Origin of the sequence: Exiguobacterium sp. FSL W8-0210 (genome assembly GCF_038006045.1) — a bacterium.
Lineage (GTDB): Bacteria > Bacillota > Bacilli > Exiguobacteriales > Exiguobacteriaceae > Exiguobacterium_A.
On sequence record NZ_JBBOUK010000001.1, the window covers coordinates 1689752 to 1701911 of the forward strand.

17 protein-coding genes are annotated in these 12160 nt (G+C 46.9%); 5 read left to right on the forward strand and 12 right to left on the reverse strand.

Annotated features, from left to right (window positions below; genetic code table 11):
- The first annotated feature begins 13 nt into the window (after window positions 1-13).
- Window positions 14-1399, forward strand: coding sequence for an MFS transporter (locus tag MKY22_RS09005; RefSeq protein WP_058713244.1), 1386 nt, complete (start codon window positions 14-16; stop codon window positions 1397-1399).
- 42 nt (window positions 1400-1441) lie between these two features.
- Here MKY22_RS09005 and MKY22_RS09010 read toward each other — a convergent pair whose 3' ends face one another.
- Genes MKY22_RS09010 through MKY22_RS09020 form a run of 3 tightly spaced genes read right to left on the reverse strand, consistent with a single transcriptional unit; the run spans window position 1442 to window position 3374 of the window.
- Window positions 1442-2074: an HAD hydrolase-like protein gene (locus MKY22_RS09010; RefSeq protein ID WP_341088409.1), complete on the reverse strand. Its 633-nt coding sequence runs from the start codon at window positions 2072-2074 to the stop codon at window positions 1442-1444.
- On the reverse strand, window positions 2071-2565 hold the full coding sequence (locus tag MKY22_RS09015) for an AAA family ATPase (protein WP_255998115.1): 495 nt from the start codon (window positions 2563-2565) through the stop codon (window positions 2071-2073). Before MKY22_RS09015 ends, MKY22_RS09010 begins: the two co-directional genes overlap by 4 nt.
- Window positions 2562-3374, reverse strand: a complete 813-nt coding sequence (locus MKY22_RS09020) for an MBL fold metallo-hydrolase (protein WP_290776993.1) — start codon at window positions 3372-3374, stop codon at window positions 2562-2564. Before MKY22_RS09020 ends, MKY22_RS09015 begins: the two co-directional genes overlap by 4 nt.
- 129 nt (window positions 3375-3503) lie before the next feature.
- Between MKY22_RS09020 and MKY22_RS09025 the strand changes: the two genes are divergently transcribed.
- A complete protein-coding gene (locus MKY22_RS09025) occupies window positions 3504-3887 on the forward strand; it encodes a VOC family protein (protein WP_290776991.1) in 384 nt (127 codons plus the stop codon).
- Window positions 3888-3966: 79 nt separating this feature from the next.
- On the opposite strand, the gene MKY22_RS09030 is transcribed toward MKY22_RS09025, so the two are convergent.
- Together MKY22_RS09030 and MKY22_RS09035 are read right to left on the reverse strand one after the other, a co-directional pair.
- On the reverse strand, window positions 3967-4362 hold the full coding sequence (locus MKY22_RS09030; RefSeq protein ID WP_341088412.1) for an RrF2 family transcriptional regulator: 396 nt from the start codon (window positions 4360-4362) through the stop codon (window positions 3967-3969).
- Between the two features lie 267 nt (window positions 4363-4629).
- Window positions 4630-5019 (reverse strand): thiol-disulfide oxidoreductase DCC family protein, encoded by a 390-nt coding sequence (locus MKY22_RS09035; RefSeq protein ID WP_055968395.1) that lies wholly within the window; start codon window positions 5017-5019, stop codon window positions 4630-4632.
- Between the two features lie 202 nt (window positions 5020-5221).
- On the opposite strand from MKY22_RS09035, the gene MKY22_RS09040 reads away from it, so the two are divergent.
- Entirely contained in the window at window positions 5222-5965 is a 744-nt protein-coding gene (locus tag MKY22_RS09040; protein ID WP_290776968.1) for an SDR family oxidoreductase, read from the forward strand.
- Window positions 5966-6020: 55 nt separating this feature from the next.
- Here the strand turns inward: MKY22_RS09040 and MKY22_RS09045 are convergent, their stop codons facing one another.
- The 4 genes from MKY22_RS09045 to MKY22_RS09060 are packed head-to-tail and all read right to left on the reverse strand — an operon-like array spanning window position 6021 to window position 7759.
- Window positions 6021-6479 carry an NUDIX hydrolase gene (locus MKY22_RS09045; protein WP_341088413.1) on the reverse strand — a complete coding sequence of 153 codons (459 nt, stop codon included), beginning with the start codon at window positions 6477-6479 and terminating at the stop codon, window positions 6021-6023.
- The gene (locus MKY22_RS09050) at window positions 6451-7176 is read right to left on the reverse strand and encodes an alpha/beta fold hydrolase (protein WP_341088414.1); all 726 of its coding nucleotides are present in this window, start codon (window positions 7174-7176) and stop codon (window positions 6451-6453) included. The genes MKY22_RS09045 and MKY22_RS09050 overlap by 29 nt, the downstream gene beginning before the upstream one ends.
- Window positions 7166-7579: an RDD family protein gene (locus MKY22_RS09055; RefSeq protein WP_341088416.1), complete on the reverse strand. Its 414-nt coding sequence runs from the start codon at window positions 7577-7579 to the stop codon at window positions 7166-7168. The genes MKY22_RS09050 and MKY22_RS09055 overlap by 11 nt, the downstream gene beginning before the upstream one ends.
- 12 nt (window positions 7580-7591) lie before the next feature.
- Entirely contained in the window at window positions 7592-7759 is a 168-nt protein-coding gene (locus MKY22_RS09060; protein ID WP_174316383.1) for a hypothetical protein, read from the reverse strand.
- Window positions 7760-7881: 122 nt separating this feature from the next.
- Between MKY22_RS09060 and MKY22_RS09065 the strand changes: the two genes are divergently transcribed.
- Window positions 7882-8808: a zinc-dependent alcohol dehydrogenase gene (locus MKY22_RS09065; protein ID WP_341088418.1), complete on the forward strand. Its 927-nt coding sequence runs from the start codon at window positions 7882-7884 to the stop codon at window positions 8806-8808.
- Here MKY22_RS09065 and MKY22_RS09070 read toward each other — a convergent pair.
- A complete protein-coding gene (locus MKY22_RS09070) occupies window positions 8749-9387 on the reverse strand; it encodes a hypothetical protein (RefSeq protein ID WP_341088420.1) in 639 nt (212 codons plus the stop codon). The two genes, MKY22_RS09065 and MKY22_RS09070, sit on opposite strands and share 60 nt — an antisense overlap.
- On the reverse strand, window positions 9388-10119 hold the full coding sequence (locus MKY22_RS09075; RefSeq protein ID WP_341088422.1) for a DUF5694 domain-containing protein: 732 nt from the start codon (window positions 10117-10119) through the stop codon (window positions 9388-9390). It abuts the gene before it with no gap.
- A 109-nt stretch (window positions 10120-10228) separates the two neighbouring features.
- Between MKY22_RS09075 and MKY22_RS09080 the strand changes: the two genes are divergently transcribed.
- Window positions 10229-10582 (forward strand): hypothetical protein, encoded by a 354-nt coding sequence (locus tag MKY22_RS09080; RefSeq protein WP_341088424.1) that lies wholly within the window; start codon window positions 10229-10231, stop codon window positions 10580-10582.
- A 136-nt stretch (window positions 10583-10718) separates the two neighbouring features.
- Here the strand turns inward: MKY22_RS09080 and MKY22_RS09085 are convergent, their stop codons facing one another.
- Entirely contained in the window at window positions 10719-12071 is a 1353-nt protein-coding gene (locus tag MKY22_RS09085) for a phenylacetate--CoA ligase family protein (protein WP_341088426.1), read from the reverse strand.
- Window positions 12072-12160 lie beyond the last annotated feature (89 nt).

Genomic DNA, 12160 nt, shown 5'->3' on the forward strand with positions numbered 1-12160 from the left:
GTGAACAGAACTTATGAAATTCAGAAAAGAAAAAGTCAATGTCGTTGACATGAAGCAAACCAAAAAAAGTGTCTACGCGACCGGAATTGGGAATGCGATGGAATGGTTCGATTTTGGTCTTTATTCCTATCTCGCAATCATCATCAGTCAAAACTTCTTTAGCGCTGTTGAAAATGATGAACTGAAGCTCGTCTTTACATTTGCGACCTTTGCGATCGCTTTTTTAATGCGACCAATCGGCGGAATCGTCTTTGGACGAATTGGAGATCGACTCGGGCGGAAGGTCGTCTTAACGACGACGATCGTCATGATGGCTGGTTCGACGCTCATCATTGGACTATTACCGACCTATGATCAAATCGGAATTTGGGCACCGATTCTGTTATTGTTAGCCCGTATTTTACAAGGATTCTCGACTGGCGGTGAATACGCCGGTGCAATGGTCTACATCGCTGAGTCATCACCAGATAACAAACGGAGTGCTCTCGGAAGTGGACTTGAAATCGGTACACTCGGTGGATATATTCTCGCCTCATTACTTGCTACAACACTTTTCGTCACCTTATCGGATGATCAAATGGCATCTTGGGGATGGCGAATTCCCTTCATTCTTGGGGCACCACTCGGTTTATTTGGTCTCTATTTACGTCGTCACTTGGATGAATCACCGATCTTCGAAAATGAGATCAATGAAAATACAGAAGAACCCGCGACATTCCGCGAAATCCTGCGAGACCACAAACGTGATATCATCGTTTGTTTCATCGCTGTCGCCTTCTTCAACATTACGAACTATATGCTCTTGTCCTACATGCCATCGTACCTCGATGAAGTCATCGGTATGTCAAGTTCGACAAGTACGATTCTAATTACTGGTGTCATGGTGATCATGATTCCGCTCGCTTACTTCTTCGGGAAGCTTAGTGACAAAAAAGGCAATCGCAATATTGTTCTTTTCGCGTTAGCCGGACTATCGTTGCTTTCAATCCTGTCGTTCTTCTTGATTGGTCTTAAACCACTCTTGTTCGTCGGGATCGGAATCTTCATCCTTGGCTTCTTCTTGGCGATCTTTGAAGGAACGATGCCAAGTCTTCTACCGAGTATCTTCTATACGGATGTCCGTTACCGGACGCTATCCGTGACGTTTAACGTCTCTGTCTCGATCTTCGGTGGAACGACGCCACTCGTTTCGACATGGCTCGTTCATACGACACAAAACCCGCTCGCTCCTGCTTTCTATCTAACAGCAGTCAGCGTCATCGGCTTCGTCACGTTCTTCTTTTTCTTTAAGAATACAGCTGGTAAGGCACTGAAAGGGTCGCATCCGACTGTATCGAGTGAAAAAGAAGTCGCGTCGATCGCGAAGAAACCAGACGATGCTCTCTGGTGGGCAGAATAATCGCTATAAGTAAGAGCCGTCTTCCACAGAAGACGGCTCTTTTTAATAAACAGCACTCAACTCTTTTACGACGCGGTCCGCGACTGCGAGTTCCTGCTCTTGCGCAAAATCGAACTGACAACCGATTGCTACCAGTCCGTTCGCATGCGCCGCTTTGAAATCAGATAAGCGGTCACCGACAACGTAGCCTGACGAGATGTCGTGCGTCTTACAAATCTCCCGTACGAGTGCTGATTTATCACCGGAACGGATGTCTTCGATACTATAGACATGATCGATATAGGCTTCGAGTCCATACGTCGTCACGATCGCTGACAAGTAGGACGGCCATCCATTACTTGCGATATAGACGGAGTGACCCGCTTGTTTCAAACGACTTAGCAACTCGACCGTTCCTGGATATAGGCAACCGTGCCCCGCCTTGACTGCCTGCTCTATGCTACGTCGAAACTTTTGATCCGCAGCTTGTTGGTCTGTGGCCGAAAAGTCCGGTAGTAACGTCTGCCAGACTTCCGGTAACGAGACGCCCATGATCTGCTGATAGAGGGCGAGTGGGGTTTCCCCCTCCCAGCGTCCCTTTTGACGCAACTCTTGAAAGACCTCTTCTAGCGCATGCGACAGCACGGCATTCGTTTGAAACAACGTTCCATCCATGTCAAAAATGTAGTGTGTCATTCGCTCTCCCCTTTTTGCTCTTGTTTTATTTTCTGAATCATGGCTTCTATCGATGTATCCTCAGCAATCAGACGATCCGTTGGGCGGTGATCCCTATCAATCCACCAGCGTTTCATATCCGTCTCAGAAAACTCCGTCGGCTGGCGCATCGCATGGCGACGAATGGTTTCTTCGAATGAGACGTCAAAATAATACGCCGCGTAACGTGACGTAAAGCGACGTTCCAACCGGTCAATCATCTCACCGTACCAGTCCTGTGCAAGAATGCCTTCCAGCAGAATCGTCGCGTGGCGTCCGTCAGCAAGTCCAACCAACTCCTCGATCCAGCGAATCGCCGGATTTCCTGGTCCATCTTTTACGTTCAACATCTCCCTGCGGATAACATCTTGTGAAAACAAGATGCTATCCGGTAAAACCGATCGTAACGCTTTGGCAAGCGTAGTTTTTCCACTACCAGAATTCCCACGAATGACGATCAAGCGCGACTTCATGTCGTGAACCAGTCCCCGTTCAAGGCAGCAATGTACCGCTCTGCAGAGCGTGCTACTGCTTCAGACGCGCCGGTTTCGATTTTCCGATGAAAGGCGTCATATAATTTTTCAAAGTGAAGCGGACGTAACGTTTCTGCCATTCGCGCGACCGTCTTTGCCGGAAGCGGAATCACATTCGGATAACTGTACATGAAACTGACCCACGTCCGATCAGCAACGATCCGAATGATGTCCCCTGTCAACAATAGCCCCGCCGATGCGTCTTTTCGTTCACAGATGACTGCTCCTTTGAAGTGACCGCCGATGCGATGTAACATCACATCTTCCGCCAATTCCAAGCGTTCACCACTCCAGAAGACGATGCGTTCGCTTGGTCGCGTCACGAACGACGCATCATCTTCATGAATATAGATCGGCACGTCAAAAGTCTCCGCCCATTCGACTTGTGTCGCGTAATAATGCGGATGTGATAAAGCAATCGCCTGAATCCCGCCTAATTCGTCAAGTTGCTCTTTCGTTGTAGAATCAAGATATGTAATGCAGTCCCATAACAGGTTGAACGATTTTCCTTGGACAAGATATGCCGTCTGACCGATACCGAACGCCGGTGTCGTCTGAATCGCATAGACGCCTGCTCCGTCGTCACTAATGACGTTTTGATACGTTCCTAACGTTTGCATGGCATCGAGCGTCGTCCACGTTTGACCAGTTGGATTGACATACTGTCTTTCCTCTAAGCAAATCGGACACGTTTCACGTTGCGGATTAATTTGTTCGACACCACACGTCGTACAGATGATGGTTTCCATATTATCATTCCTTTCCCATTCGTAAATGATTTTCCTGATATATCATACCATATTCCATTTATAGGGATTGAAGGAATTAAGAGGTGGTTATCGAAAGGAACATGTATGAAAACAAAGGAGGAGATGCTCATGTCAATTTCGACCCACCTTATTGCGCCCCGCTTGAACGCTGTCTTTTTGCATGTTCAGGATGTGAAATGTGCCGCCGCTTGGTATCACCAGTTACTGCAGTTGCCGTTTGATGTGTCGCGTGTCTCGTCACCTGTTTACAACCTCCCACTCGAAGGTCCAACGAGTTTGACGCTCGATGATCACTCGAATGACGCAACGTATCAACATCACCCTTCCCCTCATGCCTTGTTTAATTTTTATACGACGGACATCGATGCCTCCTATCAGTTCGTCTTATCACTACAAGCACCCATCATTCGTGACATCGAACGTTTCGATGATTTTGCTTACTTTACGTTTGCAGATCCCGACGGCAACGTCTTGATGCTCTGTACAGGGTAAGACAAAAGCAGGCCGAACCACTGATGTGGCTCGACCTGCTTCGTTTAGGATGACGCTTTGACAGCTTCAGGTCGTAATTTCAATCAACCCGTGTTGGCGCCATTAGATCAATCAACGTGTAAGCACTTAACGTTTCTTTGAAGGACGAAAATGCCCGATCGAATGCACGACGCGTATTTTGTAAACTGCTATTGTCATGTGTTACAGACACGGTTTCCAGATAAGATACTTCTTCAAAAAGGTGAACGATTTCTCCCAGTGTGATCGTGTCCGGTGATTTTGCTAATCTAAAGCCACCATTACGACCTTGCACGGAAATGATGAGACCAAACTTACTCAATGCATGAACGATCTTCATTAGGTGGTTCTTAGAGAAATCATAATATGTTGCCACTTCTTGAATTTGTACGAGCCGAGTCGGATGGGACGCCGCAAAAATCAGTACACGAATGGCATAGTCCGTAGAGCGAGTCATCTTCATGCATTTCACCTTCTTTTCTAATCCTTCATAATGAAAGAGCGAGAACTCATTCTTCTCAAGAGCCTTCAACTGAACCTTAATTTAAATCAAACGTGCATCTGCACATATATCGACTATCTTAAAGGATTGGAAGGACTGAAATCTACAATTTTTTTCAGAAGTAGGTAGAACGATTTTTTAATGATCCTAATCTGTATGCTTAACGAGAAAAAATCCATGTACTTAATAAAACCGCGACCGATTCGTCGCGGTTTTTCATCTTTAGTCGTGAAATCGAGCTCGCGTCTCCGGAGACGGTAACGCGCACTGCTGCTTTTGTCCAAACCAGCGATGACGGTTGTTTGCAACGAAATCATAGACGCGATCTCGAAGTGAACGTGGAACAATCTGAAACACACTCAACAGACGCCATCCACCTTTTAAATGACGGGCAATCCGTAACGCTGCATCTGATTTGATATAGGGTACACCCCGGTCAATCACAACGACACTGTCGATCGTTTCCGGAAGATGATGACGACGGACGATTTCTTGTCCTGTTTCCCCTTGCAACGAAGCAAAATCATGATATCCTTTGTCTCGTTTCAAAATGAACTGGACACTCGCGTCACAGAGATTACATTCTCCGTCGAATAAGACGATTGCTTTCATGATCGATTCATCCTTCCCCACCTGTTTAACGAATAATTTCGTACACTTTTTCTTTACCACATTTCAAGTCAAAACATGCATTTAATCAGTATGTTAAATCATGATAACGCTTCCGTTCATTGTCTTTCTTACGCTATACTGTTTTTGTAAACATTTGGAACCATTCATTTATTTGAATGTATCTATGTAAAGGAGCGTACATATGACGAAACGACCGATTGCCATCGTGACCGGTGCCAGTCAGACACGCGACATCGGAGCTGCGATTTGCCGCCAGCTTGCCTCGTCTGGACATGACCTGGTCTTTACTTATTTTAAAGTAACAGCGGATTGGGCGACTAGTTTTACGACCGAACTTGAAAATCAAGGTGCCCGCGTCCTTGCGATCGAACTTGATTTAGGGCAAGCAGATGCCGCTGATGATTTATTCGATCAGGTAGAAGACTTTGGAACACCAAGTATCCTGATCAATAACGCTGCCCATTCGACGATGACGGATTGGCGATCACTTGATGCAGCCAGTCTTGATCAACACTATGCCGTCAATCTCCGGGCACCGTTGTTGCTCGCGACACGTTTCACGAAACAATTCGTTGAAGCACATCTAACGTCCGGTCGTATCATTCAACTGACGTCCGGACAGGATCTCGGTCCGATGCCTGACGAGATTGCTTACGCTACGACAAAAGGTGCCTTGTCGACCTTTACGAAGACTTACGCGGCAGCCGTGGCACCGCTTGGCATCACCGTCAATGCGGTTAATCCGGGTCCGACAGACTCGACTTGGATGGATGAAGCAACCCGGACGGTGCTTAAACCTAGTTTTCCGTTCGGGCGAATCGGTGCGCCGGAAGACGTCGCACGATTGATCCAATTCCTCGTCAGTCCTGACGGTGGCTGGGTGACCGGGCAAGTCATCCATTCCGAAGGTGGCTTTGAACGCTGAACATAGAGAACATAAAATCCCCCCCTGATTTTTACATCAGGGGGGGATTTTTGCGTTATCGAAAAACCGGACCCGTTTCCGTCAAAAAATCGTTCCAGGCTGTTTGATGCAGTTCGCTATAGAGTTCTGGCATTTGGTCTCTTTCAAAAAAAGCAATATCGAGTGATTCATCGGAATCAATCGTCAATTGCCCCCCATTGATTCGGCAAACGAAAAAATGGACGATCGGTTGGGCGACATCCCCGTTCGGATACATCTCTTCGTACTTCGAATAGACACCACTCAAACGTTCAATCGTGACATGAAAACCGGTCTCTTCAAAAATCTCACGCTGTGTGGCTTCGACAATCGACTCTCCCAGTTCCAGTGCGCCGCCGGGAAAGCCCCATGCTTGTTGCTCTCGCCGTTTTTGAAGAAGAATGCGTCCCTCCTTGTCAAAGACAATCCCACCCGCAAAGTTCAACATCACTTTTTCTTGACCGACCTTACTGCGAAGAAAACGTATGTAGTCCATCTGTCGCCCCTTGAAGTTTGACGTGCTTCAGCCATGCAATCAGTTGCTTGATCATGGCATCGGTCACGGTATGGTTGACACCTGAAAAAACGTCTAATACGGTCGTTTGCGCCATACCTGCTTGAACAGCTGTCCCGTGATAAAACTGCTGGATCGATAGTGGAATGATGTCATCGGCATCGCCGTGCAGGAGTAATCGCGGACGCTCATCCATCACGCTGATTGGATCGAGCTTCCATGGTACATCCTCCTTTTTGATGGCAGGTCGCCCGTCACGAACGCGGAATTGACGTTCTGCTTCAAGATAGGCACCGCCCCCATTGATCGCAACGAGTGCTTTAATCGGCTGACGCGACATGATCCCGTGGGCAATGAACCCACCCATCGAGACGCCGATTGCCATCACATCTGAAACATGCCAGCCTGATTGTTCGATGATAGCTGTCGCTTCCGTAATCGATTGTTCGACGACGGACCAAAAATAGGTCGTCGTTATTTCTGAATCAAACGGATGATCAAACGGTTCACGTTGATCATGCCGAATAAGTTCCGGGATGAAGACATCGTACCCTTTTTTAGATAATTGTTGTGCAAACTCTAGATAAGAAACAGCCGTTCCGCCCCAACCATGGTAGAGCAGAATGGCTCCCGTTGGTTGAGAGGCACGGACACTATGGACATGAAAATCAAGCTTCATTATTTAGCTTCTCCTGATTCAAGCGGACGATCGTTCTCGCGAAGTCATCCTCCGGTAATCGGTGTCCGTTCTCAAGAAACGGTTTCCAGTACGGTCGAATCTTAAATAGCGAGACCGTATCACGATAGACTGTTCGGCGGACGATTTGTTTCGTCGTCAACGGCAATCCGTTCTCGCTTTCAACCTGGATGCCGCAAATCTGACCACCAATCGTTTTTCCGTTCAACAGTTTTAATTGCGCGACTTCTCCTAGAAAACTGATCGTCGGTTGTGTCACGACGGCGTGAACGACTTCTGACTTCACACGTCGTAACACCGTTTTTTCGATGAAGGCGGAAAGTCCGAAATAAACAGCTTGGTTGATGATGTACGCACCGATTCGTCGTTTAGTCGTTGAATGCATGGGTGGTCCTCCTTATACGTTGAAATAAACGACAGCGCCAAGTCCACTGACGGCAATCAAATAAAAGACGATCGCGAGTCGTTTGTTTGCGGTAGAAATATCCTTTCGGACGAGGATCTTACTATACCGATACGTCAAAAATGCGAACACGAGCAATGCCAAAATCAATAATGGTTCCATTTGATTCCCCCCTTTTCTTTCTTATTCTACATCATTTCTGGTTTCGAATTGTTATATTTTACAAGTAAAGTGGTATATGCTTGATCCATATGTCATCAATCCAACAATGAAATGAGGTTTACATGTTGAACACTACAACGATTTGCTGTCTTGTGGAGTCGAAGACACCTAGTTATCTTGTTCGGGAACTGCCGCCGCTTGGCATCCATGACGTCCACGTCCGCACTCTAGCCGGTGCCATTAGTATCGGTGCCGAACTTCCCCAATGGCTGGAACAAGACATGACCGAAACCAGCTATGACTATCCGCTCGAGACAGGATATGAAAGTTATGGCGAAGTGCTTGCAGTTGGTGACGCCGTCCAAATCGTCAAGCCCGGAGATCGGGTCGTCAGCTTCTATGGTCATCAAGATCAGGCGATCGTACCTGTATCGAAGGTCATCCCGGTTCCTGCTTATGTCTCACCACGTGAAGCCTTACTACTAATTCTGTCCTGTGACGCGGCAAAAGGCGTCCGTAAGCATACATTGACACCCGACACTAGCGTCTTAGTTTCTGGAATGGGTACGATCGGTTTGCTGACAGTGCATTACTTACGGCATTATATCAACGTTCGTCAGATTGATATCATCGAGCCGCTTACGTCCCGAGCGGAGTTAGCACGTCAATTAGGTGCACGTGTCGTCACACCGGATTCAAGTATGTATGACGCCGCCATCGAATGCTCCGGACGCCAAGCGGCCTTTGCCGAGCTTCAGTCTGCTGTCCGTCCTCATGGTGCAATCTGCGTCTTATCGGACGGCAACCGGGAAGCCTTGACGTTGACGCCCGTGTTTCACGCAAAAGAACTTCGGATCATTGCATCGAGTGACGGCTGGGACTACCGCAAGCATGCAGACTGGCTCTTTTCAGACGATCGTCACGCGACATTGCCCGCTTTGTTCGAACACGAGACTTCGTTTTCGGAGCTTGCCAGTTGCTTTGCTAGCTTAATGGAAACACCAGATCTCCCAATTAAAGTATTCGTTGATTATGAGCAGACGAGCTGAACACCGTTCGGATCCGTACCTACGAGCGATACGTCGGAAAAAAACTGCTTCTTGTAAGACGGTCTTCTCTCCGCGGACGGTTTGGATTTGTGAAATCGGTCGATCGAACAGTTTCGTTAAATCCGCCTCTAATCCTTCGCACGGTGTCGTTAGAATTAAACGCTCAAGTGTCGTTCCATCAGTATCCGCAATCGCATCTTCATGTACTTGCAGTTCAATCCGTAATCCGTATGGTGTCTGTAAGAACGTCCGCCGCTCGTTCGCTTGGACCTTGAACGCTAACGTTTCTGCGCGATCAAGAATCGTTTGCACGTCACCAGGCTGAATCAAAAATCCGATGTGATCCAAGCGAACCGTTTTTCCGAATCCGATCGTCACATTGACCGCTCCCCGTTTCATTTCAATGATTCGGAATAAAATTTGATCTGCTCGAAAATCATTCCATGATAGAGGTGGATTGAACGACGAAAATTCTCCATCTTTCTTCCCGATCCGCTGGGAAACGTGAAATCCGCGTGCCGTGTACCAAGCTTCTGTTTCTTCCAAATGTGGTGTCCAAATATGGTAGTGAAATAGCATTTACATACACTCCTTTTTGTTGTTCCAATCGTTCCACGTCATCACTTCGACTTGGTTCGATTCATTCAAATATTGTCGTAATAACGGGAGGTGCGCAGCACCATACAAACAGACGATTCGTTCGTTCGCCTGAGCGAGGTGCTGTAAACGATTTGCAATCTCTTGATTGCGGACTCGCCAGTAGCGTTCAACCCAAATCCGACCGCTCTCCAGTCGTTCGATTTGATCATAGATTCTAGCCGACGCTGCAATCGTTTCTTCAGCGTGCAATCGATCGAGCCATTCGGAGAATGATGACTGCTCCATCGCGTGCTCTAACTGTTCTGTCCGCTTCATCTCAGCCGCGACGATTGTCTCAAAGGCTTCCGGATGATGTGAACGGACGATTCCTAAATCCGGTACGCCGGGTACGATTTCGTTCCAATCGATCCCATGGAGATCTGCTACTCCCGCCATCCGGGCTAAGCGAAAGCCGATTTGTTGCCGTTCATTTTCGATTAAGTCGCTCTCGGATTGATAGGTTTCATATGTATGCTGCAGGTCACTTATGCGTTCAGGTGACGTCTCAAGGGCAACGCCTGTCGGTCGAAATGCGTTCAATCGATTAACAACTTCTTGGATTTCTCGTTGCCTTTTTTCTGACGCGATATCAAAAATTGCTGGACGAATCAAATCACCATTGGTCGGGCGATCGAGATGGAACATGCCTAACAGTAAAATCTGAGGTTTCATCTATCCCCCTCCTTTTCCTTATTTTACCTTACACTTGGTAAAGGAAGGGACTTTTACCTATCATGAATTTACGTTATTACTCAACAAATACTCATATATGGAGGTTCCGATGAAAAAGATATTCGTCATTGTGTTCATTGGATTTTTATTCGGATGCAGTCAAACCGGTACAGAGGACAAAGCTAGTCATGCCATGATCGTCATTGTGAATAACAAAGAGTATAGTGGAACAGAAGCTGAATTGGATGCATCAAAGCGACAAGGAGAAAAAATTAGTACGATATTAAAGAAAACAAAAGCATATGAAATGCCCCAAGCGAACAGTCAATCGAATCTTTTTTCAGTCGGGTCCACCATTTATTCTGTTAAAGGAAAAGAAGATTTTATCATCGTAAAAGACAAAGAAAATAAAAAATGGCTTTTAAAAAAGGTAAGAGATATCAAAAACGAATTGAATGAATGAGGTAATCTAAAACACCTTTATAATGGTACATCTTTTAGAAGTACTAACAGTGGAGGTGTTTTAACATGTACTTTTAACTGAGGTATGATGAAAAATCATTAAAAAGCGGACAGATGTCACGATCTGCCCGTTACCTTCATCCTGTTAAACTTGATTTGACGAGCAAGATCTTCCCACTTTCCTCAGCATCGATATAAGAAACGGCTTGTACATCGAGATGGATATCACGACCGAATAAACGGTACAGCCGTTCCATCAGAATTCGTTCGTCTGATTGACTGAACCGCTCTGCGTCCGGAACATAGTAGATCGATACGCTATCTGTCGTCATTTGAACATATTGAATACGCTCGATACTGTTTGGCAAATGTTTGACAAGACTCGACAGTTGCGCTTCAAAAATCTTTTTCCCATCCGGTTTTTGGATGAAGGCCCGCCCCCTGCCGTCAATCGATTCGATGATTGGTCCCGGGTGACCACAGGAACAGTTGCGCTGACTGAGCGTCATCCGATCTCCGACCCGGTAGCGAATGAGGGGGGTGCCGTGAGTATCAAAACTCGTCACGAGAATCTCCCCGTATGAATCGAGTTCGATGATCCCCATCTCATGGTGCAGATGTTTTTGACCAAACCGACATTCAGAAACGATAGGTGCCCCTTCAGACGATGCATATTGATCAAAGACTGGTCCGTGAAACACTTCTTCGATGACTTGGCGCTCTTCCGCGTCGATCCGTTCTGCCGTCGGGAAAATCGCAATCGGTTGACACGTCAAGCGGATCCCTTCTCGCTTCGCGAACCGGGCGAGCTCAATCATCGCTGACGGAAGATCATCAATCGTTTCTGGTTGAAAACGTTCGATGGCTTCAAGATACGCTGCCATCGTCCGTGGGGATAACCGTTTCACCGTGAACAAGAGTTGATTCGCCGCTCGATTCATCCGCCAGTAGACGTCCACCTGTTGACGCTCGGGTACGAGATCCTGTGCCGTAAAGCTGATTCGTCGCATGCCACGGTAGACACCGTGGGTCGCCTTGAAATAATCCAGATGGGCCATGCGAATTTGCATATCCGGTATCGTATATCGTACTTGCAGTGACGTGCCTGTTGTTCCACCCGTTTTCCCTATGATTGGCGCAGCGACATCTGTTTGAATGTCCTCCATGTGCGTTCGTAATATTTCTTTTGATAGTACAGGAATATGTTTTAGTTCGGATAAGTCCGTTAACGGTAGGCAAATGCCATGTGAAGTGAAGAGCTGACGGTAATAGGGACTGTGTTCAGTACAGAAGCGAAGGAAGTCATTTAAACGATCAAGTTGTTCCGCTTTGACGTCGATCGTCGTATGTTCTCGTTCGAGGAGCATCCGGAACCGTTCTTGATAGACCGGTCCATAACGTTCGCGATGCAATTGATACCCATAGAGGGTTGTGAAGAGGTGCTGGAGAAATAGAGGAGAGCGATTGTAGATCTGCTCTTTGATACCCATGTCATCACGTCCTTTCGCAAGGGAAGTAACGGTTTCGATGTCTCTACAATAGCCTATGTACCTGACAGGAATATGACAAAAATAAGGGA

What these genes read in the sequence shown, in the direction of transcription:
- MKY22_RS09005 (WP_058713244.1), top strand. Translation starts at nt 14, where the DNA reads ATGAAATTCAGAAAAGAAAAAGTCAATGTCGTTGACATGAAGCAAACC.
- MKY22_RS09010 (WP_341088409.1), bottom strand. Translation starts at nt 2,074, where the DNA reads ATGACACACTACATTTTTGACATGGATGGAACGTTGTTTCAAACGAAT.
- MKY22_RS09015 (WP_255998115.1), bottom strand. Translation starts at nt 2,565, where the DNA reads ATGAAGTCGCGCTTGATCGTCATTCGTGGGAATTCTGGTAGTGGAAAA.
- MKY22_RS09020 (WP_290776993.1), bottom strand. Translation starts at nt 3,374, where the DNA reads ATGGAAACCATCATCTGTACGACGTGTGGTGTCGAACAAATTAATCCG.
- MKY22_RS09025 (WP_290776991.1), top strand. Translation starts at nt 3,504, where the DNA reads ATGTCAATTTCGACCCACCTTATTGCGCCCCGCTTGAACGCTGTCTTT.
- MKY22_RS09030 (WP_341088412.1), bottom strand. Translation starts at nt 4,362, where the DNA reads ATGACTCGCTCTACGGACTATGCCATTCGTGTACTGATTTTTGCGGCG.
- MKY22_RS09035 (WP_055968395.1), bottom strand. Translation starts at nt 5,019, where the DNA reads ATGAAAGCAATCGTCTTATTCGACGGAGAATGTAATCTCTGTGACGCG.
- MKY22_RS09040 (WP_290776968.1), top strand. Translation starts at nt 5,222, where the DNA reads ATGACGAAACGACCGATTGCCATCGTGACCGGTGCCAGTCAGACACGC.
- MKY22_RS09045 (WP_341088413.1), bottom strand. Translation starts at nt 6,479, where the DNA reads ATGGACTACATACGTTTTCTTCGCAGTAAGGTCGGTCAAGAAAAAGTG.
- MKY22_RS09050 (WP_341088414.1), bottom strand. Translation starts at nt 7,176, where the DNA reads ATGAAGCTTGATTTTCATGTCCATAGTGTCCGTGCCTCTCAACCAACG.
- MKY22_RS09055 (WP_341088416.1), bottom strand. Translation starts at nt 7,579, where the DNA reads ATGCATTCAACGACTAAACGACGAATCGGTGCGTACATCATCAACCAA.
- MKY22_RS09060 (WP_174316383.1), bottom strand. Translation starts at nt 7,759, where the DNA reads ATGGAACCATTATTGATTTTGGCATTGCTCGTGTTCGCATTTTTGACG.
- MKY22_RS09065 (WP_341088418.1), top strand. Translation starts at nt 7,882, where the DNA reads ATGTTGAACACTACAACGATTTGCTGTCTTGTGGAGTCGAAGACACCT.
- MKY22_RS09070 (WP_341088420.1), bottom strand. Translation starts at nt 9,387, where the DNA reads ATGCTATTTCACTACCATATTTGGACACCACATTTGGAAGAAACAGAA.
- MKY22_RS09075 (WP_341088422.1), bottom strand. Translation starts at nt 10,119, where the DNA reads ATGAAACCTCAGATTTTACTGTTAGGCATGTTCCATCTCGATCGCCCG.
- MKY22_RS09080 (WP_341088424.1), top strand. Translation starts at nt 10,229, where the DNA reads ATGAAAAAGATATTCGTCATTGTGTTCATTGGATTTTTATTCGGATGC.
- MKY22_RS09085 (WP_341088426.1), bottom strand. Translation starts at nt 12,071, where the DNA reads ATGGGTATCAAAGAGCAGATCTACAATCGCTCTCCTCTATTTCTCCAG.